Source organism: Arthrobacter crystallopoietes BAB-32 (assembly GCF_000328305.2).
Taxonomy (GTDB): Bacteria; Actinomycetota; Actinomycetes; order Actinomycetales; family Micrococcaceae; genus Crystallibacter; species Crystallibacter crystallopoietes_A.
Genome location: NZ_ANPE02000112.1, coordinates 1 through 21,609 on the forward strand (window position 1 = coordinate 1; position 21,609 = coordinate 21,609).

The window sequence follows — 21,609 nt, forward strand, 5'->3', positions numbered from 1 at the left end:
CGCGCAAGCCGGCTGCTATTGCCCGGCCGGCGCACCTGCGGCCAGGTTCTCCAGCTTGTCCGGATTTCGCACCAAGTAGACGCCGGTGACCTTGCCGCCGTCGACATGGATCATGGCGGCCACATCGAGCCGAGGGCCGCTGAAAATCAGCAGGCCAGGCATGTTATTGAGACTGCAGGACTCGACGCGCATGTCCGGAAGCGGTTTCGACTGGAGGCCGAGCAGGAAACGGGCCACTCGCTCTGCCCCCTGCACAGGCCGGCGCGCGGCACTGACCTTGCCTCCGCCGTCGGAGATCAGGACCGCGCCGGGAGCGAGCAGGTCCATGAGGGACTGCAGGTCGCCGCCGAGAGTTGCCGAGATAAAACGGTTCGCGACTTGGCGCTGCTGTGCGGCATCGACGTCGAACCGGGGCTGCCGGTCGCGGACGTGTTCCTTGGCCCGGTGGGCGAGCTGGCGGACCGCCGCGGTCGACTTGCCGGTGGCATCAGCGATGTCGGTGTAGGGGAAGTCGAAGACCTCCCGCAGCACGAAGACGGCACGTTCATCCGGGGTGAGGGACTCGAGCACCACCAGCATGGCCATGGAGAGCGCTTCGCCAAGCACCGCGTCCTCGGCCACGTCCGGTCCGGTAAGGATCGGCTCGGGCAGCCACGGCCCAACGTAGTCCTCGCGCCGCCGCTGTGCGGAACGGAGCGAGTTCAGCGCCGTGCGGGTCACGACCGAGGCGAGATACGCACGCGGGTTCTGGACGTCGTCGTCCCTCACCTGGGCCCATTTCAAGTAGCTGTCCTGGACTACATCCTCGGCGTCCGTCGCCGTGCCGGTGATCTCGTAGGCGATGGTGAAGAGCAGCGTACGGTGCTCTTCGAACGCGTCGGCGGACCCCATTTAGCGCGCCTCCGCCAATTGCGGCTCCGCGGCCGGACGAGGACCCTTCGGCCAGCCGTAGGAGCCGCCGCGCGCCTCTTTCCGGATCCACGACAGCGTCATGCGGCACACCTGTTCCTTCACCATGGCCCCCATCCTTCCGCGCAGCGCCAGCGGACGCGGCCGATCATCGGCATGTACCGCCTGGACCAGCCCGGCCGACCGGCCGAGGCTGATGCACCTCAGAATAAATCCGACTGAAAGTTCCAGGGGCGTGCGCTGCTGCAGGTTAGCGGCGATGTTGTCCGCGGCGTGCGCTCCCATCGGCATCGCAACCGCACAGGCCATGCGCAGGTGCGCGCCGATCGACGCCGCGGCCAGGACGCCATCCCCGGCGCCGAAGATGTGCGGGTGTCCGGGGACGGCCAGGGTTTCATCCACCAGCAGCCGACCTTGGGGATCAGTGGGCAGGCCGCTGTTGCGGGCCAGGTCCGGAGTGCTGAAACCAGCGGTCCACACGGTGCAGTCACCTGGCAGGATGGCGCCCGACGACGTCCGCAGGTGCCTCCCATCCGCATGTTCCACTTCGGTCCGGTCCATAATTTCGACGCCGAGACTTGCCAGCCGGCTCCGCAGCGCCTGCTGCCCGCCCCTGGAAAGATCTGCCCCAACGGTTCCGCGCGAAACGAGCCTGACTATCAGCCGAGGGTGCTTCTCCGCGATTTCAGACGCTGCTTCGATTCCCGTCAGTCCGCCGCCCACTACATTGACCACCGCACCGGTAGCCAGCCCCTCGAGTCCAGCACGCAGCCGGCCGGCCGACTCGGTGTCCTGCAAGCTGTAATCGGCCCCGGCGCTGGGTGCGGACGCACTGCCGGCTGCATACAGCAGGGTGTCGTAGCTCAGCGGCTCACGGCCGTCAGCGAAATGAATGGTCTGCTCAACCGGATCGATCAGCGCCGCCGTGCCGACAACGAGCGCCACCTTCGGGTGGAGCAGCGATGCGAGCGGCACTGCGGCCGATTCCCGGGTCCCCGTGGCCACCTGGTGCAGCCGGATGCGTTCCACGAAGTCTGGGCGGGGGTTGATGATCTGCACAGCGACGAGCGCGGCCAGAGCCCTGTTGGCTGCCAGCCGGTTCGCCGCCAGCACTCCTGCATAGCCCGCTCCGATAATGACTACTCGATGTCCAGCCACGACAAACTCCTTCGCCCGAAACGATCTGATGTTCATAAGACACCGGCCGTCCCGCATTTGTGACATGATCGGCGGCATGGAGCCCTTGAGCAGCCGCATCCTTCTTCGTCCCGCCGACCCGGGCAAGAGCCAGGCCTTCTACCGGGATACCCTCAGCCTGGCCGTCTACCGCGAATTCGGTGACCCGGAGAATCCCGGCCTGGTCTTTTTCCTGGGCAACGGCATGCTCGAGGTGTCCGGCCAGCGTGACGCCGAAGGGCCGGGCCGGATGGAGCTGTGGATCCAGGTCCGGGATGTGCAGGCCGAACACCGCCGGCTTCAGGACGCCGGCGTCCCGATCCTCCGCGCACCGCAGCAGGAGCCTTGGGGGCTGATCGAAATGTGGATCGCCGACCCCGACGGCGTGCGCATCGTCCTCGTCGAAATCCCGGCCGACCATCCCCTCCGCCGCGACCAGCGTCCGCTCGGTGGCAGTTGAGCGACTCTGCCGGCGGACGCGTGCACCAACGCCTGAAGGCGGACTATCCGGCTCGCCTGCGTCAGCCGTCCCGCTGACGCAGCCACCAGGAGGACCAGCGAATCGGTCCATGCGCGAATAGCAGCGCTCAGGGTTCGGCAAGGGGCAGGATCAGGGGAGTTCCCGATCCGGAGCAGCCGCTGCCGCTCCTAACCTGAGCTCGTGTCCACAACAACCCTGAACCCGCGCAGCCTCACCTCGTTCCTCTACCGCACTTGGCAGGGACTGTCCGCCCCCGCCAAAGTCCTCACCGCCGTCGGACTTCTCATGTTCGCCTCAGCCGCCTTCCACGCCGTGGTGTTCCTGCTCTCCGGCACCGCGTGGGAAGGTCCGGTTTCCTGGCGCAAGCCGATCACCTTCGGCCTGTCCCTTGGCCTCACCGCGATCACGATCGCCCTGGTCGAAGCCCGCCTGCGCCTGTGGCGGTGGGTCTCCTGGGCACTCCTGGGGACCATCGCCGTCGTCACGCTGGTCGAGGACTTCCTGATCACCATGCAGGTCTGGCGGGGCGTGCCCTCGCACTTCAACATCGGCACGCCCTTCGACGCGGCCGTGTTCTCACTCATGGGCCAGACCGTCGCCGTGTTCGCGCTCGTCCTCACCGTGCTGGCGATCCTGACCTTCACGTCAGCGAAACCCGGTGCCTCGGCCCTCACCCTGACCATCCGCGCCGGCATGGTCCTGTTGATCGCCGGCCAGGTCCTCGGGGCGGCGATCATCGCAGCCGGCACGCCCGCGATGGTTTCCGGCGACGAGGCAGCCCTGTTCGGCCCGCACGGCGTCATGGCCGGTGCCGCCGGGGTCCTGAAGTCCCCGCACGCCGTCGCCCTGCACGCCGTCCAGGTGCTTCCGCTGCTCGGCTGGCTGGTCCAGCAGGTGCCGTGGAGTGAAGTACGACGGCGGCGGGCCGCCTGGAGCGCGACCGCAGGCTATTCGCTGGTGCTCGCCGTGAGCATTTTCCAGGCCTACACCGGCCAGGCGCAGTTCATGCTCGGCATCCCCGCCCTGCTTGCAGCGCTCGCCGGAACAGTGCTGATTGCTGTGCCCTATGTTCAGGTCGGCCGGCGCCTCATTCGCCGCCAGCCGGCAGCGCTGGACCGGCCGTCCACGCCTGCATTCTAAACCGTGCCGTTTCCCCGGCTGGGCTCAGGGCATCCTGTCCTCAGCCGGGGAACGGCACGTTCGGCACATCCGGCTTGCCGTCGTGGTCGCTGTCCCCGTACGCCTTCATGGCCAGATCGTCCGCCGTTTTCTCATTCCCCTGAACCGGAATGCGCCCCTCATGGACTTCCTTTCCATGCTTGGGCTTCGCCTGACCGGTGTCCTTATCTTTGTGCCGGAAGATCGACATCTCCTGCTCCTTCCCCATCGTGAAGCGGATGCTGGATGGCCTTGTCTGTCCAAGGTACGCCTGCCCCGACGGGAAAGCGACAGATCCGTGAGAGGTACCAGGACCCTCCGCTGCCATGGCACTGAGTACGGCTCATCGCCACTTACGGCGGTCGCAGGTAAGGTGCCGGGCCACCGCCTGCCGGTGAACGTCGTCGTTTGATTCCTGCCCGGACACCAGCGGTGATGCACGTGAGTTTTGGTTTGGCGTTAGCTTTCCCTGCTCTGTATGCCTTCAAGATCCGCTGGAATAGCTTTGGGGTCAGTGGCCATCTCATAGAGGGTTTCGAAACGCTCTGTAATCCTCTCGACATCTTCGTCGGTGATGTTTATGGCCGCTGAGCGGTTCTTCAGAATCATTATCAACTCGCGTTCCGGCCAAAAGAGCCGGTCTAAGTACGTATTGAAGCGCCGGTCGCTCGCAGCAGTATATGCCAAGAGATCTTTAGGGTCGGTCGAGCGCCGCCCAATGCGTATTTCGACGTCGACATCCCCGAGTGGGTCTATGTCTCGGTCGATGTAACTACCGAAAATGCGCAGCCGCTCCACGTATAGAAGTTTTCCTGGGTCGGCGTTGTACTTCTCGGTCCTCTCCAGCAGTCCTGCAACCAGACGATCAGCGGTACGGCGGGTGATTGGCTTGGCGAAGCTCGCCATCGCTACTGCATTACCGGAAATGGTCGTGATCCACCAGGTCTCTCCGTCACTGCCAACGCTGACCTCTTCCAGGTAACCGTTTTTGGCAAGCCGTTCGAACACGGTTTCCGGCTCGTCAACACCCGCTTCCCGAAGCAGCTCATGGCCTCGGATTTCAGGCTGTTCTGTTGATTGATATAGCCGGAGCAAGTCGCGAGCCAGCGGAGCTGGCAGCCCTGCGACATCATCGGTCTTCCTCAGCCTCATGCCCACCCCAGTAATTGAACTATTGTCCGTTGTGAGTCCCCATTGCTTTCTCCAAAGAAAGACGTGCGGAGTGCTGGGGAATTCGTCTTGCGAGTACTAATCTATCCGCGCTGAGTAGCGATTTTCTGTCAGGCTGCTGACGGCCGTAGTTCGAATTCACGTCGATCAACCCAAATACGTCTGCTTCAGTTCGGCGCTTACGGCGTGCGCAGCGGGAGCAAGGACTTCGAGGACTGGAGCGGCGCGGAACCCTTCAGTGGGGACGACGACGGATAACGAGGCTACGGCATGCCCGTAGGGACCCTTGATCGGGACGGCGACGGCGGTGGCATCAGGGTGGATATAACCGAGGGTAACGGCATGTCCTTCGCGCCGGACTTTTGCCAACAGACGCCGTAAATCTGCCGTGCTCATCTGCGGTTCAACCGAGAACCGGGGACGGGGCGATCCCAACATTTCCTCCTGTTTGCCAGCTGGAGCGTCCGCGGCGAGGACGATTCCACTGGAGGTGGCATACCAGGGGATGCGTCCGCCGACCATGGTCCAGTTGACTACGGACTCTGGCGCGGACAGACGCTCCAGATAGAGGACTTCGCCGCCTTGAAGGATGCCGAGTTGGGCGTGCTGCTCCAAACGGTTGCGAACCAGCTCCAAATGTGGCAGCGCGATCTCGCGAAGGCCCACGACGCCTGGGGCGCGGACGGCCAGCTCCCAAAGCCGGACGCCGAGGATCAATTCACGCCCGCGCCGCTCAAGCAGGCCGAGGCTGACGAGTTCACCGACAATGCCGTGGACTGTGGCCATCGGCATGCCCGTCCGGGCAGCGATCTGAGTCAGAGTCAGTTCGTTGCTAGTCGGATCGAATGACTCCAGAACGTGGACGGCGCGGGAGATCGCCGACTGTCCATTGGACGACCTTGCCATGCCATCACTCTCCAAATATTCGAATGAAACAAATTGTATGTGGCCAGTTGCGTGATCCAGCTCATACTGTCGAGAGGATCCCGGCGCCGCCGGGTAGAACTGAAAGGCGAATCATGACGTTCGCAACGATCGTCCGAACGAAAGCGCTTCCCGTTGCCGATTGGCTGGATCCGGCTGAACTGGCAAGGGACCCGTACCCCAGCTTCCGGCGGTTGCGGGAGGAAGCGCCGGTGGCGTGGGTACCGGCCGTCAATAAGGTACTCATCTCCAGCTATGAAGGCTGCAGTTTTGGAGAAAGGCATCCGGAGATCTTCTCCTCCAACGTCTCCGGCGGCACGATGGTGCGGGCCATGGGCGGACAGCCGATGATCCGCAAGGATGACCCGGAGCATGCGGCGGAGCGCGCGCCTATGAACCGGACGCTGCGCCCCAAGCAGATAATGGAGATCTGGGCCGGGAAATTCGAAGCCAACGCCCGCCACTACTTGGAAGAGATGATCGAGGCAGGCCCGGGGTCCGCGGACCTCAACCTCGATTTCGCCAAACCATTGGCGGCTAAGAACCTCTGCGACATGCTGGGCATGACCAATGTTGAGCCGCTGGATCTGGCCCGCTGGTCCCGGGACTTCATTGCCGGCACCGGCAATGTGCTGGACAAGCAGGAGATCTGGGACCGCTGCGAAACTTCCCGCGCCGAATGCGATGCAGCGCTCGATGAGACGATGGCACGCTTGCGCCGCCACCCGGACCCGTCCATCACGTCAATGCTGATCGAGGCAGGAATGGATGAGGACAAGGTCCGCAACAACGTTAAGCTCGCGATTTCCGGCGGTGTGAACGAGCCGCAGCACATGATCACCAATCTGGTCTGGCTGCTGGACCGCTCGCCGGAGCAGAAAGCGGAACTGTGGGCCGACCCCGGTCTGTGGAAACAGGCCTTCATCGAGGCCTCTCGCTATTTCTCACCCATCGGGATGATTACGCGGGAGACTGTCGCCGACGTCGTAATTGGCGATGTGACCATCCCTGCAGATACGCAGATCGGAATGATTCTGGCCTCCGCAAACCGTGACGAGAAGCAATTCCCGAATCCCGATGTCTTCGATATCCACCGCGACGGCGGACCCAACCTAGCCTTCGGCAGCGGCGTGCACCAGTGCGCCGGCAAATGGGCGGCACAGAAGGCCGTGGGGGAGATTGCCGTGCCGATGCTGTACCGGGAACTGCCCGAACTGCGCCAGGATGCAGGCCGCCGGGAAACCTGGGACGGCTGGGTCTTCCGCGGCATGACCAACCTGCCGGTCGTCTGGTAGCCAAGCGCTCTCACAACTGCCACAACTTCCATCTCTACATACTCCCGATTCAGAAGGACGATGATGTCTACGAGTACAACCCCTACCGCAGCCGGGGGCGGCGCCACCGGGCGTGAACGCCGCCGCGTGATCTTCTCCAGCTACCTGGGCACAACGATCGAGTTCTATGATTTCCTGCTCTACGCCACCGCCTCCGCCGTCGTCTTCGGTCCGGTCTTCTTCTCGGGACTGGATCCGTGGGCCGGAGTAGTGGCCTCCTATGGCACCTTCGCCGCCGGATACCTGGCGCGCCCGCTCGGCGGCGTCATCTTCGGTCACTTCGGCGACCGAATGGGACGCAAGAAACTGCTCGTCATCTCCATGCTCCTCATGGGCCTGGCATCGACGGCAATCGGCCTCGTCCCGACCCCGGCGCTGATCGGGCCCTGGGCCGCGGTGATGCTGGTGCTTCTGCGGATAGTGCAAGGCATCGCCGTCGGTGGTGAATGGGGTGGCGCGGCGCTGATGGCGCTGGAACACGCCGAACCTAAAAGCCGTGGATTCGCCGCCTCGTTCACCAACGCTGGCGCGCCGACCGGCTCCGTGCTGGGCCTACTGGTCATGAGCGCGTTCTCGGCGCTGCCGCAGGAGCAGTTCCTGACGTGGGGGTGGCGGGTGCCGTTCCTGCTGTCCTTCGTCCTGTTGCTGCTCGGCCTGTGGGTGCGCGTCCGGGTGTCGGAGAGCCCGATCTTCCAACAGGCGCTCGAACGCGATGCAGTCGAACGCGCCGCCGCGCCAATGGCCCGCCGCACCATCCCGCTGCTGCAGGTACTGCGCAGGCCCGGGCTCCTTGTGGCCGTCATCCTCGCTGCGACGTCGGCGTTCGCGCTGCAGACGCTGCTCTCCACCTTCGCCATCAGCTACACTGTTTCGCTCGGCATGCCGCGATCGGACGTGATGCTGGCGTTTGCCGGTGCTGGCATGATCAGCATCGGGTCCACACTGCTGATGGGCCGGATTTCCGACAGGCTGGGGCGTAAGCCGCTGATGATCGCAGGCAACATTCTGTTTATTGCGGTCACGCCAGCAGTCTTCGCGCTGCTCTCCTCCGGAAATATCGGCCAGGTGTTCCTGGCGTTCACGCTGGGGATCGTTACGCAGACGGTGCTCTACGGCCCGATGGCCGCGTTCATCTCCGAGCGTTTCGGCACTGCCTCGCGCTATACGGGTGCATCGGTGGGCTACCAGATCGCCACGCTCCTAGGCGGCGGCTTCACTCCGCTGGTGCTGGCCAACCTCTACTCCGGCAGCGGGGCATCAGTGGTCCCCGTGATCGTCTACCTGTCGATCGTGGCGGCGGTCAGCCTGGTCACGGTCCTGTTCATGCCCGAGTCGAAGGACCGGAGCCTAGGCGATAGCCCGCAGCAGGCGTTCGGGCAGGAGGCGACCGCGAGTGCCGGGTCAGGCGCTGCATCTGTGACCGGCGGTGGCTTCGCGGACAAGTCCCGGACGGAGGTGAGTTGAAATGGCCAAGGTCAGCTTCCACCATGGTGACGGCGCTGTGGACATCATCGAGGCCGACGACGGTATTTCGGTCATGCGGGCGGCAGTTACCAACGGGGTGGCCGGGATTGTCGGAGAATGCGGCGGCCAGGCGATGTGCGCAACGTGCCATGTCTACGTTCGGGAGGAGTACCTGGAAGGCCTGTCCGGGATCGGTGGCGACGAGGACGAGATGCTGGACTGCACGGCCTCGCCGCGCGACGCTGTCCGAAGTCGGCTCGGTTGCCAGCTCAGAGCCGGTGAGGACTTTGCGGAGATTGAAGTGGACGTCCCAGCTGAACAAAGCTGAAAGCCCCAAGATGCGCGGCCCCCGAAGATGCGGGGCCGCGCCCTCTACTTCGGGGCGAGCGCGGCGTAGACTGCGGGCATGTTCGAGGTGGCGGCCGACGCGTACAACCGCTTCATGGGGCGTTTTTCGGAGCCGCTGGCGGCGCTGTTCATCGATGCTGCGGGCGTGCGGACGGGTCAGCGGGCGCTGGATGTCGGCTGCGGGCCCGGGGCGCTGACGGCTCGGTTGGTAGAGCGGCTGGGAGCCAGCGCTGTGTGGGCGATCGATCCTTCGGCTTCCTTCGTCGAGGCGCTCCGTGCGAGGCTGCACGGGGTTGATGTGCGGTCCGGGGTGGCCGAGGAGCTGCCCTATCCGGACGATGCCTTCGACTGCGCGCTGGCCCAGCTGGTAGTGCACTTCATGACGGACCCGGTCGCGGGAGTCCGCCAGATGGGACGGGTAACGCGTCCGGGCGGGGTAGTGGCAGCCTGCGTGTGGGATCATGCCGGCGGAACCGGCCCGCTCTCGACTTTCTGGCGGGCAGTGCATGACGTCGATCCAGAGGCGCACGGCGAGAACTACCTGCCGGGGTGCGGGAAGGGCAGCTGGCCGAACTGTTTGAACAGGCTGGCCTGCGCGGCATCGAGGAGGAGCGGCTGACGGTAACCGTTGCCTTCGAGGGCTTCGCCGACTGGTGGGAGCCCTACACCCTGGGCGTCGGGCCGGCCGGCGAGTACCTCCGGGGGCTCGACGCCGGCCGCCGCCGGGAGGTGATGGACCGGTGCGCTGCGCTGCTGCCGGACGGGGCCTTCGAGCTCGCCCCGTCAGCCTGGTTTGTGCGCGGCCACGCCTGACTTCGGCCTGCGCACGCACCTGGCCGCTACGTCGAGGGCTGGGGCTGCATCATGGCCAGCTGCTGCCCGGCACGCTGCATGGCATCAGTGTCAGTCGCGACGATGATGCCGGCAAAGTTGTCCGCGTAACCGCCGAGATCAGCGTGGATGGAGCCAACGACTGCATAGACGGGTTTGCCGGGGTTGCGGGCCAGGATGGCAGAGATGATCTTGCCTTGGCCGGTCTGGGAGTCCAGGCGGCCTTCCCCAACGACGATCGCATCAGCTTCGGCGGCATACGAGTCAAACCCGACCGCATCGAGAATGAATTCGGCGCCCGAAACCAGCTCCGCGCCGTACTGGGCCCACATGCCGCCGCTGAATCCGCCTGCTGCTCCAGTGCGAGGTATGCCGCGGGGGTCACGCGGATAGGCGGCGGCTTGTTTGTGGAGGCGCTCGGTCAGGACGGCGACTTGCTCCGGACTGGCGCCCTTCTGCGGGCCGAACACTGTCGCGGCGTCCTCGAACACTGTTGCGACATCGCTGAGCACGACGACTTTTGCCCCGCGAAGCCCGCCGTTGCCTTCGATTGCGGCGACCGCTCCGGTGCCGCCGTCCGTCGTCGCACTTCCTCCGGCCGCGACCACAATCTCGGTGGCTCCACGCAGGGCCGCGTCCGCCATGAGCAGGCCGGTGCCGTAGGTGTCGGCCGTGATAGCGCTGCGCTCGCCGGAGCAGGGGAGGGTGATGCCGCTGGCCGCGGCCAAGCCGATGAGGGCGGTGCCGTCGGCTGCCAGCGCATAGGACGCCCGGAGCGGATCGTCCCAGGGGCCGACGGTCTCCACCTCGATGAGCTCCGCCCCGAGCGTGTCGCACAGGATCTCGTAGGTGCCTTCGCCACCGTCGGCGACCGGGAGTTCGCTGGCAGCGCCGCCGTTCTTGCGGACTCCGGCAGCGATATGGGCGGCGACTTCGGCGGCGGAGTAGGTGCCCTTGAAGCTGTCCGGGGCGATCAGGAACTTCATGGCGGTATCAGAACCCCACGTTCTCGCGGCCCTTGAGGTCCAGCATCTCGCGGGCCTCGTCCGGAGTGGCAACCTCGAAGTTGAGGGCTTCGAGGATGGTGCCGATCCTGCTCACCTGTTCAGCATTGGAGGCGGCGAGCTGGCCGGGGCCGATCCAGAGCGAGTCCTCCAGGCCCACGCGGACGTGCGAGCCCATGGCGGCACCGATGGTAGCCAGCGGCATTTGGTTCTTGCCTGCGCCCAGGATGGACCATTGGTAGGCGTCCCCGAGCAGCCGGTCGGCGGTGCGGCGCATGTGCATCAGGTCCTCCGGATGCGCGCCGATCCCACCGAGCAACCCGAAGACCGACTGCACGAACAGCGGCCCGCGGGCCAGGCCGCGGCCGTGGAAATGCGCCAGGTTGTTCAGGTGCGAGATGTCGTAGCACTCGAATTCGAACCGGGTGCCGTTGCCATTGCCGATGGCGAGGATACTCTCAATGTCGGCGAAGGTGTTCTTGAAGACCAGGTCGCGGGATTTCTCCAGAGCTTCGCGTTCCCACTGGTGCTGGAACTCGGGGAAGCGCTCGAGCATGGGGTACAGGCCGAAGTTCATTGAGCCCATGTTCAGCGAGGCCAGTTCCGGCTTGAAGGTGGCAACCGGGAGCATCCGTTCTTCCACGGTCATGTGGGGGGAGCCGCCGGTGGTGATGTTGATGACGGCGTCGGTGTTGGCCTTGAGCTTGGCGAGGATCGGTTCGAAGTGCTTCGGGTCCTGCGAGGGCCGGCCGTCCTTCGGGTCGCGGGCATGCATATGCACGACGGCTGCGCCCGCCTCAGCGGCTCCGATGGCGGCGTCGGCGATTTCCTCCGGAGTCACCGGCAGGTGCGGGGACATGCTCGGGGTATGGATGGCGCCGGTGACGGCACTGGTGATGATGACTTTGCGCTTGGTGGCCATGATGGTTCCTTGAAGTGTTGCGGGCGGATCAGTAGAGCTTTTCAGTGTTGCCGTCGACCGCCATGGCTTGGCCGTTGACGTTGCGAGCCAGGTCACTGGCCAGGAACGCTGCCATGTTGGCGATGTCATCGGCCTCCACCAGCCGTTCCAGGGACGACTGCTTGTGGTAGAGCTCCGAGACCTCCTCGACCGGCCTGCCGAGCATCCCCGCTTTGGCTTCGATCACGGCGTCGATACGGGGGCCGTTGACGGCGCCGGGGCAGATCGCATTGGCACGGATACCCTCCGGCCCGAGCTCGATGGCCAGGGTCTTGGTCAGGCCGATAACGGCCCACTTGGACGCGGAGTAGGGGCTGCGCCCGGCCATGCCGAGCCGCCCGGCGGCGGAGGAGAGGTTGACGATGCTGGCGTCCTTGGCTTGGCGCAGCAGGGGCAGGGCGTGCTTGATACAGAAGAACTGGCCGTGGATGTTGACGTCGAAGGTGGCCTTCCACCCCTCCGAGTCCAGCGTCTCGATTGGGCCCGTGGGGCCGGCGATACCGGCGTTGTTCACCAGCACGTCCAGCCCGCCCAATCGGCTGGCGACCTCCTCCATCAGGTTCCGGACCTGCGTTTCATCTGAGACGTCGCTGAGGGCCACGGCGAAGCCGTCCTGCTTGGCGGCATCCAGCGCGGCAGGGTTGATGTCGGTGACCATGACGTCGGCGCCGAGGCCGTGGAAACGGTCGGCAATAGCGCGGCCGATGCCTGCTGCGCCAGCGGTGACCAGGACTTTGCGTCCGGTGAAATCCATCTGTGCTGCTCCTGTAGTGCGGTTGGGTTAGCGGTAGGTGATTGGTGGAGAGGTGGAAAGTACGACGGCGGAGCGCACCGCCGTCGTACTCCTTGGCTTTGGTCAGTGGCCGCCAACGGCTGCCTTGCTCGGATCCTCGCTCCCGCGCTTGAGGCGCAGGGTCAGCAGGGCACCGATGACGCACATGCCGACAATGAACCACAGGCCGGAGAGCTTATTGCCCGTGGCTTCTTCCAAGGCCCCCATGACGTACGGGCCGAGGAAACCACCGAATAGGCCAACGGTGTTGACGAAGGCGATGCCGCCGGCGAGGGCTGCGCCGCTGAGCCGGGTGGCGGGGTAGGTGAAGAGGATCGGCTGCAGGGCGAAGAAGTTGAATGCGGCCAGGCAGAAGCCGAGCAGGCCGAGGACCGGGCCGCCGACGGCGCCGAGGGTGAAGCCGGCGACGATGCCGACCATCGTGCAGGTGGCGATGGTCCGCGAGCGGGTGGCGTTGGTGGCCAGGCGTGGCAGCAGCAGGGCGCCGGCGGCGGAGAAGATCCACGGGACGGAGGTCAGCAGGCCGATCTGGATGCTGTTCAGTTCGCCGTAGGTGCCGATGATGGAGGGTAGGAAGAAGCTGAGCGCATAGACCGCGATCTGGTGGGTGAAGTAGACGCCGACCACCAGCAGGATCTGCTTGTCCTTCAGCACATGGCGCAGCTTGGAGTTGCCGGCGGCGGCGGCTCCGGCCTGCTCTTCGGCAGCGATGCGGGCTTCGAGGTCTTCGGCCTCGGCACGGGTGAGGAACTTCGCCTCGGTCGGCCTGTTGGGCAGGAACTTCCAGACGACGAACGCCAAGGCACAGGCGGGCAGGCCTTCAATGATGAACATCCACTGCCAGCCGTGCAGGCCCCCGACGCCGTCCATGGTCAGGAGCAGGCCGCCGAGGGGTGCGCCGACGATGTTGGCGATGGAGACGCCAAGCAGGAACATGCCGTTGGCTTTGGCCCGGTCTTGGACCGTGAACCACTGGGTGAGGAAGTACATCACACCGGGGAACAGGCCGGCTTCCGCGATGCCGAGCAGCATGCGCAGCAGGTAGAAGGACCATTCGCCTTGGACGAAGGCCATGGCCGCGGAGATCAGGCCCCACGTAATCATGATGCGCATGATCCAGAAGCGGGCGCCGACCTTGTGCATGATGAGGTTCGACGGGACCTCGGAGAGAGCATAGGTCAGGAAGAACAGGCCGGCGCCGATGCCATACGCTGTCGCCGAGATGCCGAGGTCGATCTCCAATCGGTCCTTGGCCATCCCGATGTTGGTCCGGTCGAGGAACGCCATGACGTAGGCCGCGATGAGCAGCGGCATGATACGGCGGAAGATCAACTTGTTGATCGCGGCCGGTGGCCTCATCGCCGTGGCCTGGGCAGTGGTGGACATGGTGGAACCTTCCTTTGGGAGGGCATGGTAGGGCGCGGCAGGCTCAGGTGCCGCCGGTTGTCTTGCAGGATTACTAGCGTCTTGTGGTGTCCGCCGGCGGGCAGCCACAGGTGCGGCCAATGTGCAGGCGATGCTCGCAGAGTGAATGGGTAAACGTGTTGCTGGGTTTGGTGATTTGTTTGAGGAGCAGGTCGAAGGCCTTTTCTGCCATCTCCTGCACCGGCTGCACAATGGTGGTCAGGCCTACCAGCGCCGAGCGGCTGTGCGGCAGGCCATCGCTGCCGACAACGGCGAGGTCTTCCGGGATGCGGAGTCCGAGCGAGAGGGCATGCTCCATGACGCCGATGGCAATCTCGTCCGAACCGCACACAATGGCTCGCGGCGGTTTGGCCGTAGCAAGCAGCTTCTCTGCTGCCACGCGGCCGCCGTCCCGGTTCAGGCGCGTGCTGATTTTGCGCTCGCCGGCAATGGTGGTCTCGGCCGCGGCGGCTGTCCGGACGAATGCCTGCTCGCGCGCGAGCGAGGCGGTGGAGAACCGCGGTCCGATCACCGTGGCGATCTCGCGGTAGCCGTGGTCCAGAACATGCTGCATCAGTTGGGTAGCTGCCGTATCGTCGTCGATCCCCACGAAGTCGCCGGGCAGGTGGTCCGAGCGGCGGGACAGGCAGATGTAGGGGATGCGGCGCTGGCGCAGGGTGCGCAGCGCGCGCGAGTCCTCGCGCAGTGCGGCGGCGATGATGACGCCGTCCACATTCCGAGCCGCCAGAGTTGAAGCCACCTGGGCGAGGGTATCGGGATTGTCCTGGGTGGTGGCGACGAAGACTTCAAAGCCGTCCCGGGCCGTGGCGGTGATGATGTTTTCTGCCCAACCCGTATACATCTGGTTCACAATGTTGGGCAGGATCAGCCCGATAACTCGGTTCAGCTGTGGTTCCTGCTGGCCGGCATGTCCGTTCGGCCGGAAACCCAGTTCATTGGCGACCCGGATAACATGCCGCCGCGTTTCCGGAGAGACCCCCGGCTTGCCGTTCATCACGTAGCTGACCGTGGCCGGGGACACGCCGCAGGCCCGGGCAACGGACGCCGCGGACACCTTCGGAGGACGCGCGGTGGCTTCAGCAAGCGCTTGGTTCACGGCGTCCTCCTTTCCGGTTCATCCTTCGAATGCCCGCTGTAGTCCGGGCGATGCAAAGCTGTGATGACCATTACAGGGGACGGCGTCGCATTAAGCAACGTTAAGTAGATTTGCTCAAGAAACGTGAAGTGGGCAGGCGAGTCAGCCTGAAGTTGCGAGAGCCCAGGTTCATATTGTGTAGCTGCGCCCCGCCGTCGTACTCCCGTTCATCCATTGGCCTGTAGTGGCTGGATTGGCGGCCGATTCCAGCTTGAATCCAGCCACTACGGGCCAACGGATCGGGGGGCTTGGCCGGGAGCGCAGGGCGGGGCGGCGTGGGCAGCGGGGCTTGGCCAGTAGAACGGAGCGGCGGGGGCCAGCTGGCGCCTTCAGCCGGCCTTGCGCCAGGAGTAGCGGCGTTCTGGGCGGCCGACTTCGCCGTAGCGGAGCTGGACTTCGGCGCGGCCTTCTTCGCTGAGGTATTCAAGGTAGCGGCGGACGCTGACACGGGAGATGCCCAGGCGTTCGGCGGCTTCGGTGGCGGAGAGGTCGGCGCCGGCGTCCTGCAGGAGCTGCTCGACGAGCTGGAGGGTTTCGGCGCTGCAGCCCTTGGGGAGGGGCCGCTGGGGGCGGTGCAGGCCGAAGACGCGGTTGACGTCTTCCTGTTCCGCGGTGCTGCCGGAGCTGGCGAGCGGGCGGTAGGCCTGCTGGTAGTGCTCGAGCCGTTCGCGCAGGTCCTGGGCGGAAAAGGGCTTCATGAGGTAGTGGACGATGCCGCCGCGCAGGGCCCGGCGCACGGTGTCCATTTCGCGGGCGGCGCTGATGACGAGGACATCGAGCTCGGGCGAGGCCTGGCGCAGGCGCTGCAGCAGGTCGAGCCCGTTGATGTCCGGCAGGTGGATGTCGAGAAGGACGAGGTCGGGCTTGAGGCGCTGGACGGCGTCGAGCGCCTGGGCGCCGGTGTGGGCGACGCCGACGACGCCGAAGCCGGGGGTCTGCTTCACGAATCCGGCGTGCACCTTGGCGACCATGAAATCGTCGTCGACAATCAGGACCTTGATCATGAGGACTGGCTCTGCTTTCCCAGAACGGCGGTGAATTCGGCGCCGGGGGCGTTGCGTACGCTGACGCCGCCGCCGCGCCTTGAACATACTAGCCGGGTGAGGGCCAGACCAAAGCCGCGGCCGCCGTCGTTCGTGGAAACTTTGGTGGTGAAGCCCTGGCGGAAGATGTCCTCCACACTGTCCGCCGCGACGCCGGGACCGGAGTCCCGCACCGTAACGGTGACCTGGTGCGGCTCGTCGCGCAGGCGGACGTGGACCGTGGCGCCGGGCTGCCCGCTGACGGCGTCGATGGCGTTGTCCACAAGATTTCCGACGACGGTGGTCAGGTCCCGCGACAGGGTTTCGTCCACGCGGCCCAGGGCAGAGTCTTCGTCCAGCTGCAGGGAGACCACGCGCTCGGTGGCGGAACTGGCCTTGGCGATCAGGAGCGCGGCGACCGCCGGGTCCTCGATGCGGCGGGAGACGTCGTCGTAGAGCCGGGTGCGGCTGAGGCTGACGCCGTCGACGAAGCGGATGACTTCGTCGTACTCGCCGAGCTGGATCAGGCCGGAAATGGTGTGCAGCTGGTTGGCGAACTCGTGGGTCTGGGCGCGCAGGGTGTCCGTGGTGGTGCGGGTGGCGCCCAGTTCCTTCTCCAGCGAGGAGAGCTCGGTGCGGTCGCGCAGGGTGGTGACGGAGCCGATCAGCTTGCCGCGCGAGCGCAGCGGCATCCGGTTGCAGACCACGACCCGTTCGCCGACCAGCACCAGCCGGTCGGGGTCGGTCTGGTCCGCCGTGAGGACGTCGCGCAGGTGGGCTGGGACGGCGAGTTCATCCAGGGTCTTGCCGGCGCAGTCATAGGGCAGCTCGAGCAGTTGGCGGGCGCTGTCGTTGGCCAGCGTGATCCGGGCCTGGCGGTCCAGGGCGAGGACGCCCTCTTTCACATCGTGCAGGATGGCCTCGCGGTGCTCCACCAGTCCGGCAATCTCGTCGGGTTCCAGGCCAAGGGTCTGCCGCTTGACCCGGCGGGCGAGGAGCAGGGAGCCGGCGGCGCCGAGGCCGAGCGAGACGCCGAGATAGGTCAGCAGGTTGGGCAGCGCGTCGCCCAGCCGGTCCCAGACGGAGGGGTATTCCCGGCCGACGGCGGCGATACCCACCATCTGACCGTCGTCGGCCAGTACGGGTACGTGGGCCATCAGCGATTGGCCGTCCGCCAGCTCCACCGGGCCCGTCCATGCCCTGCCGGAGAGCACGGTGCTTTCGCCCAGCGGCAGCTTGGAGCCGAGCAGGGCGGGATCGGGAGATGTGATGATGGTGCGGTCCGGCGTGGCGAGGAAGACGGCCGCGGAACCGGAAACAGTGCGGACGGATTCGGCGACGGCCGGCAGCGCTGCACCAAGCCGGGGCCGTGCCTCCGGCAGTAGCGACCGGACGGCCGGCATGGCGGCCAAGGTCTCGGCGGCGGAGAGCGCGCGGCGGCCTTCCACCCGCTCGAAGGCCTGGGCGGATTGGGCCAGGGACAGCGCGATGACGCCGGCCAGGACGGCGGCGACGATCAGCAGTTGCAGGACGAGGTACTGCCCGGCCAGCGTGAGGCCGCGGCGCCGTTTCGCCGCCCGGCCGCCGGCTTGCTGGTGCACTCTGTTCCCTCCTGCGGAGCCCCGGAATGGCCGCCGGGGCAGCGGCTTTTGTCGGGTGAACTATATCTCCCGGGCTCGCCGGGAGGGGCATGTGCGCGTGAACACAATGAACTCAATTTTCTTTGAGAACGCAAATATGCCGCAGCTCACACTGCGTTTTACGGTGGGTGAATTCCATCACTCTTGAGAAGAGGATTTCCATGCGTAAGAACAACGTCTTCCGCCTCGCCGCCGTTGCCGCCGGCCTGGCACTGGCCATGACCGGTTGCGGTGTCACCGGCTCCGGCAGCGGCAGCGATGCCGGTACCTCCGCGGCTGCCGAGGGTCCGGTCAGCGACCTGCGGATCATGGTCCCGAACACTGCTGGCGGCGGCTACGACACGACGGCCCGCGTGGCCGCGAAGGTCATGGAAGAGACCGACATCGCGTCCAACATCGAGGTCTTCAACCTGGCCGGCGCCGGCGGCACCGTGGGCCTGGCCCGCACCGTCAACGAAAAGGGCAACGGCGACCTGGCCATGCTGATGGGCCTGGGCGTGGTCGGCGCCAGCTACACCAACGAGTCCGAGGCGAAGCTGACCGAGACCACCCCGCTGGCCCGCCTGATCCAGGAACCGGGCGCCATCATGGTCTCCAAGGACTCGCCCTACAAGACCATCGACGACCTCGTGAAGGCCTGGAAGGAAAATCCGGAGAAGGTCAGCGTTGGCGGCGGCTCCTCCCCGGGCGGTCCGGACCACCTGCTGCCGATGCAGCTGGCACAGGCCGTGGGTATCGACCCGAAGGACGTGAACTTCGTGTCCTACGACGGCGGCGGCGACCTGCTCCCGGCCATCCTGGGCAACAAGCTCGGCTTCGCGGCCTCGGGTGCCGGCGAATACATCGACCAGATCAAGAGCGGCGAGATCCGCGTCCTGGCCACCAGCGGCGAAGAACGGCTCGAGGGCGTGGACGCGCCGACCCTGAAGGAATCCAACATCGACCTCGTCTTCACCAACTGGCGCGGCATTGTCGCTCCGCCGGAGACCAGCGAGGAAGACAAGCAGAAGTGGATCAACGCCCTCGAGAAGATGCACGCCACTCCCGAGTGGAAGCAGGCCCTCGAGGACAACGGCTGGTCCGACGCCTTCGCCACCGGCGAGGAGTTCAGCACCTTCCTGAAGGAACAGGACCAGCGCGTCGCTGACGTCCTGTCCGAACTGGGGCTTGCGTGAACAAGCTGGCTTCACGGCTGAAAGGCCGCTCCGAGCTGGGCCTCGTGGCCCTGCTCGGGGCGGTCGGCGTGATCGTCATCGTCGACGCCGCCTCGATCACCGTCCCGTACTCGCAGTCCGACCCGGTCGGACCGAAGACCATGCCGTTCATCGTCGGCGGCCTGCTGCTGGTCTGCGCCGTGCTGCTGGCCATTAACGTGCTGCGCGGCGGACGGGGCGAAGCCGAGGCCGGCGAAGACGTCGACCTGTCCCACCCGACCGACTGGCGGACCGTGGTCCCGCTGATCGGCGCGTTCGTGCTCAACGTCCTGCTGATCGACACCGTCGGCTGGGTGATCTCCGGAGCCCTGCTGTTCTGGGGCAGCGCCTGGGCCCTCGGCAGCCGCCGCTATGTGCGGGACGCGATTATCGCCGTCGTCCTTTCCCTGGGCACGTTCTACGGTTTCTATCTTGGCCTGGGCATCAACCTGCCGGCCGGACTGCTGCAAGGAGTGCTCTAAATGGAGACATTCGACCTGCTGATGCAGGGATTCTCGACGGCGGCCACGCCCATGAACCTGCTGTACGCCTTCATCGGCGTGCTGCTGGGTACCGCCGTCGGCGTGCTGCCGGGCATCGGTCCGGCGATGGCCGTGGCCCTGCTGCTGCCGGTGACCTACGCCCTGGAACCGACCAGCGCCTTCATCATGTTCGCCGGCATTTACTACGGCGGCATGTTCGGCGGGTCGACCACCTCCATCCTGCTGAACACCCCGGGCGAATCCGCCACCGTCATCACCGCGATCGAGGGCCACAAGATGGCCAAGGCCGGCCGGGCCGCGCAGGCCCTGGCGACGGCGGCCATCGGCTCCTTCGTTGCCGGCACCATCGGCACCGCGCTGCTGGTGGCGTTCACCCCGATAGTCGTGGACTTCGCGGTCAGCCTCGGCTCCCCGAGCTACCTGGCCATCATGATCCTGGCCCTCCTCGCCGTCACCGCAGTGCTGGGTGCGTCCAAGCTGCGCGGCTTCATCTCGCTGGGCCTCGGCCTGGCCATCGGGCTCGTCGGCGCCGACAAAGTGACCGGGCAGCAGCGCCTGGTCTTCGGGCAGCCGCTGCTCGTGGACGGGCTGGACATCGTCGTCGTCGCCGTCGCGATTTTCGCGGTGGGCGAGGCGCTCTGGATCGCCGCCCACCTCCGGCGCAAGCCGCTGACCACCATTCCCGTGGGCCGGCCCTGGATGGGCAAGCAGGACTGGAAGCGGTCCTGGAAGCCCTGGCTGCGCGGCACCGCGTACGGCTACCCATTCGGCGCCCTGCCGGCCGGCGGCGCGGAGGTCCCGACCTTCCTCTCCTACGTCACCGAGAAGAAGCTGTCCAAGCACCCGGAGGAATTCGGCCACGGCGCCATCGAGGGCGTCGCCGGTCCGGAAGCTGCCAACAACGCGTCGGCCGCCGGCACCCTGACCCCGATGCTTGCGCTCGGCCTGCCCACCAACGCCACCGCCGCGGTCATGCTGGCCGCCTTCACCCAGTACGGCATCCAGCCCGGACCGCTGCTCTTCGACAACGAGCCGGACCTGGTCTGGGCGCTGATCGCCAGCCTGTTCATCGGCAACACCCTGCTGCTGCTGATCAACCTCCCGCTGGCGCCGGTCTGGGCCAAGCTGCTGCAGATCCCGCGGCCGTACCTCTACGCCGGCATCCTGTTCTTCGCCACCCTGGGCGCCTACGCGGTGAACCTGCAGGCGTTCGACCTGGTGCTCCTGCTGGTGCTCGGCCTGCTCGGCTTCGCGATGCGCCGCTTCGGCCTGCCCGTGCTGCCGCTGATCATCGGCGTCATCCTCGGCCCGCGCGTGGAGGAGCAGCTGCGCAAGTCCCTGCAGCTCAGCGCCGGCGACATCTCCGGCCTGTGGAACGAGCCCATTGCCGTGGGTGTCTACGTCATCGTGGCGCTGGTCCTGGCCTGGCCGCTGGTCATGCTGGCGGTGCGCAAGGCGCGTCCGCGTCCGGTGGCTGCCGGGGCGGATGTCCCCAGGGCGCCGGGTTCCCCGGCCACTAACGACGGCGGCGTGTCCGGTTCCGCAGCGGCCGGCAGCAATGCGGCCGGCAGCAAGAACGACGGCGACGCGTCCGGCGCCGGGCCAACCGGCACCGACCGCGGTACTCTCGGAGGGTCCGGCAGCAGCGGCGACAGCTCTGCCGGTTCCGATGCGCGCCGCCGCGCGGACGATATCCAACACGAACGGGAGAACTCATGAGCATTGTGGTCGGTTACATCCCCACCCCCGAAGGCGAAGCTGCCCTGGAGCGGGCCATCAGCGAAGCCGCCAAGGCCAAAGCGCCGCTGGTTGTCCTGAACTCCACCCGCGGCGATGTTTTCGTGGACAAGCGGTTCGTCCAGCAGGATGCCGCCAAGGAACTGGAGAGCCGGCTGGCCGCCTCGGGCGTGGAGTACACGCTGGTGCAGCCGATGGGCGGACACGAAGCGGCCGACGATGTGCTCGACGCCGCCGAGCAGCACCGGGCCGAGCTGATCGTCATCGGACTGCGCCGCCGCACTCCGGTCGGCAAGCTCATCATGGGCAGCACCGCGCAGCAGATCCTGCTGCAGGCCAACTGCCCGGTCCTGGCCGTCAAGGCGTAGCGACCCAAACCTGGCACCGGCGRCRGACGTGGA

At 66.2% G+C, this 21,609-nt stretch carries 23 protein-coding genes; 11 read left to right on the forward strand and 12 right to left on the reverse strand.

The window, feature by feature from the left end; translation table 11 throughout:
• Nucleotides 1-15: 15 nt before the first annotated feature.
• Both D477_RS09125 and D477_RS09130 read right to left on the reverse strand, forming a co-directional pair.
• Complete coding sequence (locus D477_RS09125; RefSeq protein WP_005268743.1) at nucleotides 16-891, reverse strand: RNA polymerase sigma-70 factor; 876 nt, start codon at nucleotides 889-891, stop codon at nucleotides 16-18.
• On the reverse strand, nucleotides 892-2,067 hold the full coding sequence (locus tag D477_RS09130) for an NAD(P)/FAD-dependent oxidoreductase (protein WP_043846332.1): 1,176 nt from the start codon (nucleotides 2,065-2,067) through the stop codon (nucleotides 892-894).
• A 76-nt stretch (nucleotides 2,068-2,143) separates the two neighbouring features.
• Here D477_RS09130 and D477_RS09135 point away from each other — a divergent pair, with 76 nt between their 5' ends.
• Both D477_RS09135 and D477_RS09140 read left to right on the forward strand, forming a co-directional pair.
• Entirely contained in the window at nucleotides 2,144-2,545 is a 402-nt protein-coding gene (locus tag D477_RS09135; RefSeq protein ID WP_043846335.1) for a VOC family protein, read from the forward strand.
• Between the two features lie 201 nt (nucleotides 2,546-2,746).
• On the forward strand, nucleotides 2,747-3,706 hold the full coding sequence (locus D477_RS09140; RefSeq protein WP_005268746.1) for a hypothetical protein: 960 nt from the start codon (nucleotides 2,747-2,749) through the stop codon (nucleotides 3,704-3,706).
• A gap of 40 nt (nucleotides 3,707-3,746) precedes the next feature.
• On the opposite strand, the gene D477_RS09145 is transcribed toward D477_RS09140, so the two are convergent.
• From D477_RS09145 to D477_RS09155, 3 genes are all read right to left on the reverse strand, one after another.
• Complete coding sequence (locus D477_RS09145) at nucleotides 3,747-3,935, reverse strand: hypothetical protein (RefSeq protein WP_005268747.1); 189 nt, start codon at nucleotides 3,933-3,935, stop codon at nucleotides 3,747-3,749.
• A 248-nt stretch (nucleotides 3,936-4,183) separates the two neighbouring features.
• Nucleotides 4,184-4,876 (reverse strand): hypothetical protein, encoded by a 693-nt coding sequence (locus tag D477_RS09150; protein WP_150110057.1) that lies wholly within the window; start codon nucleotides 4,874-4,876, stop codon nucleotides 4,184-4,186.
• Nucleotides 4,877-5,041: 165 nt separating this feature from the next.
• Nucleotides 5,042-5,800 (reverse strand): IclR family transcriptional regulator, encoded by a 759-nt coding sequence (locus D477_RS09155; protein ID WP_005268749.1) that lies wholly within the window; start codon nucleotides 5,798-5,800, stop codon nucleotides 5,042-5,044.
• Nucleotides 5,801-5,913: 113 nt separating this feature from the next.
• Here D477_RS09155 and D477_RS09160 point away from each other — a divergent pair, with 113 nt between their 5' ends.
• From D477_RS09160 to D477_RS23230, 5 genes are all read left to right on the forward strand, one after another.
• Nucleotides 5,914-7,113: a cytochrome P450 gene (locus tag D477_RS09160; protein WP_005268750.1), complete on the forward strand. Its 1,200-nt coding sequence runs from the start codon at nucleotides 5,914-5,916 to the stop codon at nucleotides 7,111-7,113.
• A 63-nt stretch (nucleotides 7,114-7,176) separates the two neighbouring features.
• Nucleotides 7,177-8,616, forward strand: a complete 1,440-nt coding sequence (locus D477_RS09165) for an MFS transporter (protein ID WP_081608527.1) — start codon at nucleotides 7,177-7,179, stop codon at nucleotides 8,614-8,616.
• A 1-nt stretch (nucleotide 8,617) separates the two neighbouring features.
• Nucleotides 8,618-8,944 (forward strand): 2Fe-2S iron-sulfur cluster-binding protein, encoded by a 327-nt coding sequence (locus D477_RS09170; RefSeq protein WP_005268752.1) that lies wholly within the window; start codon nucleotides 8,618-8,620, stop codon nucleotides 8,942-8,944.
• A gap of 78 nt (nucleotides 8,945-9,022) precedes the next feature.
• A complete protein-coding gene (locus D477_RS09175; protein ID WP_237740739.1) occupies nucleotides 9,023-9,583 on the forward strand; it encodes a class I SAM-dependent methyltransferase in 561 nt (186 codons plus the stop codon).
• Entirely contained in the window at nucleotides 9,514-9,777 is a 264-nt protein-coding gene (locus D477_RS23230) for a hypothetical protein (RefSeq protein WP_237740740.1), read from the forward strand. Before D477_RS09175 ends, D477_RS23230 begins: the two co-directional genes overlap by 70 nt.
• A 26-nt stretch (nucleotides 9,778-9,803) precedes the next feature.
• Here D477_RS23230 and D477_RS09180 read toward each other — a convergent pair whose 3' ends face one another.
• The 7 genes from D477_RS09180 to D477_RS09210 all read right to left on the reverse strand — a co-directional run bounded on the left by D477_RS09180 (nucleotide 9,804) and on the right by D477_RS09210 (nucleotide 17,736).
• Entirely contained in the window at nucleotides 9,804-10,781 is a 978-nt protein-coding gene (locus D477_RS09180) for a glycerate kinase (protein ID WP_005268753.1), read from the reverse strand.
• Between the two features lie 7 nt (nucleotides 10,782-10,788).
• Nucleotides 10,789-11,721, reverse strand: a complete 933-nt coding sequence (locus tag D477_RS09185; RefSeq protein WP_005268754.1) for a 3-keto-5-aminohexanoate cleavage protein — start codon at nucleotides 11,719-11,721, stop codon at nucleotides 10,789-10,791.
• A gap of 28 nt (nucleotides 11,722-11,749) precedes the next feature.
• Nucleotides 11,750-12,514, reverse strand: a complete 765-nt coding sequence (locus D477_RS09190) for an SDR family oxidoreductase (protein WP_005268755.1) — start codon at nucleotides 12,512-12,514, stop codon at nucleotides 11,750-11,752.
• Between the two features lie 102 nt (nucleotides 12,515-12,616).
• Nucleotides 12,617-13,939, reverse strand: a complete 1,323-nt coding sequence (locus tag D477_RS09195; RefSeq protein ID WP_005268756.1) for an MFS transporter — start codon at nucleotides 13,937-13,939, stop codon at nucleotides 12,617-12,619.
• A gap of 73 nt (nucleotides 13,940-14,012) precedes the next feature.
• Complete coding sequence (locus tag D477_RS09200; RefSeq protein ID WP_005268757.1) at nucleotides 14,013-15,074, reverse strand: LacI family DNA-binding transcriptional regulator; 1,062 nt, start codon at nucleotides 15,072-15,074, stop codon at nucleotides 14,013-14,015.
• 368 nt (nucleotides 15,075-15,442) lie between these two features.
• On the reverse strand, nucleotides 15,443-16,117 hold the full coding sequence (locus D477_RS09205) for a response regulator (protein WP_005268758.1): 675 nt from the start codon (nucleotides 16,115-16,117) through the stop codon (nucleotides 15,443-15,445).
• Entirely contained in the window at nucleotides 16,114-17,736 is a 1,623-nt protein-coding gene (locus D477_RS09210; RefSeq protein ID WP_005268759.1) for a sensor histidine kinase, read from the reverse strand. The genes D477_RS09205 and D477_RS09210 overlap by 4 nt, the downstream gene beginning before the upstream one ends.
• A 200-nt stretch (nucleotides 17,737-17,936) precedes the next feature.
• On the opposite strand from D477_RS09210, the gene D477_RS09215 reads away from it, so the two are divergent.
• From D477_RS09215 to D477_RS09230, 4 genes are read left to right on the forward strand one after another with little or no spacing between them, the layout of a single operon-like run.
• Nucleotides 17,937-18,950 carry a Bug family tripartite tricarboxylate transporter substrate binding protein gene (locus tag D477_RS09215; RefSeq protein ID WP_005268760.1) on the forward strand — a complete coding sequence of 338 codons (1,014 nt, stop codon included), beginning with the start codon at nucleotides 17,937-17,939 and terminating at the stop codon, nucleotides 18,948-18,950.
• Nucleotides 18,947-19,450: a tripartite tricarboxylate transporter TctB family protein gene (locus D477_RS09220; RefSeq protein ID WP_005268761.1), complete on the forward strand. Its 504-nt coding sequence runs from the start codon at nucleotides 18,947-18,949 to the stop codon at nucleotides 19,448-19,450. The genes D477_RS09215 and D477_RS09220 overlap by 4 nt, the downstream gene beginning before the upstream one ends.
• Nucleotides 19,451-21,190 (forward strand): tripartite tricarboxylate transporter permease, encoded by a 1,740-nt coding sequence (locus D477_RS09225; RefSeq protein WP_005268762.1) that lies wholly within the window; start codon nucleotides 19,451-19,453, stop codon nucleotides 21,188-21,190.
• Nucleotides 21,187-21,576, forward strand: coding sequence for a universal stress protein (locus D477_RS09230; RefSeq protein WP_005268763.1), 390 nt, complete (start codon nucleotides 21,187-21,189; stop codon nucleotides 21,574-21,576). Before D477_RS09225 ends, D477_RS09230 begins: the two co-directional genes overlap by 4 nt.
• The last annotated feature ends 33 nt before the right edge of the window (nucleotides 21,577-21,609 follow it).

Bases quoted from the DNA above. Each gene is read 5' to 3' on its own strand.
- D477_RS09125 (WP_005268743.1), bottom strand. From the start codon at position 891: ATGGGGTCCGCCGACGCGTTCGAAGAGCACCGTACGCTGCTCTTCACC.
- D477_RS09195 (WP_005268756.1), bottom strand. From the start codon at position 13,939: ATGTCCACCACTGCCCAGGCCACGGCGATGAGGCCACCGGCCGCGATC.
- D477_RS09185 (WP_005268754.1), bottom strand. From the start codon at position 11,721: ATGGCCACCAAGCGCAAAGTCATCATCACCAGTGCCGTCACCGGCGCC.
- D477_RS09150 (WP_150110057.1), bottom strand. From the start codon at position 4,876: ATGAGGCTGAGGAAGACCGATGATGTCGCAGGGCTGCCAGCTCCGCTG.
- D477_RS09175 (WP_237740739.1), top strand. From the start codon at position 9,023: ATGTTCGAGGTGGCGGCCGACGCGTACAACCGCTTCATGGGGCGTTTT.
- D477_RS09165 (WP_081608527.1), top strand. From the start codon at position 7,177: ATGTCTACGAGTACAACCCCTACCGCAGCCGGGGGCGGCGCCACCGGG.
- D477_RS09225 (WP_005268762.1), top strand. From the start codon at position 19,451: ATGGAGACATTCGACCTGCTGATGCAGGGATTCTCGACGGCGGCCACG.
- D477_RS09155 (WP_005268749.1), bottom strand. From the start codon at position 5,800: ATGGCAAGGTCGTCCAATGGACAGTCGGCGATCTCCCGCGCCGTCCAC.
- D477_RS09215 (WP_005268760.1), top strand. From the start codon at position 17,937: ATGCGTAAGAACAACGTCTTCCGCCTCGCCGCCGTTGCCGCCGGCCTG.
- D477_RS09145 (WP_005268747.1), bottom strand. From the start codon at position 3,935: ATGTCGATCTTCCGGCACAAAGATAAGGACACCGGTCAGGCGAAGCCC.
- D477_RS09230 (WP_005268763.1), top strand. From the start codon at position 21,187: ATGAGCATTGTGGTCGGTTACATCCCCACCCCCGAAGGCGAAGCTGCC.
- D477_RS09205 (WP_005268758.1), bottom strand. From the start codon at position 16,117: ATGATCAAGGTCCTGATTGTCGACGACGATTTCATGGTCGCCAAGGTG.
- D477_RS09180 (WP_005268753.1), bottom strand. From the start codon at position 10,781: ATGAAGTTCCTGATCGCCCCGGACAGCTTCAAGGGCACCTACTCCGCC.
- D477_RS09170 (WP_005268752.1), top strand. From the start codon at position 8,618: ATGGCCAAGGTCAGCTTCCACCATGGTGACGGCGCTGTGGACATCATC.
- D477_RS09190 (WP_005268755.1), bottom strand. From the start codon at position 12,514: ATGGATTTCACCGGACGCAAAGTCCTGGTCACCGCTGGCGCAGCAGGC.
- D477_RS09135 (WP_043846335.1), top strand. From the start codon at position 2,144: ATGGAGCCCTTGAGCAGCCGCATCCTTCTTCGTCCCGCCGACCCGGGC.
- D477_RS09160 (WP_005268750.1), top strand. From the start codon at position 5,914: ATGACGTTCGCAACGATCGTCCGAACGAAAGCGCTTCCCGTTGCCGAT.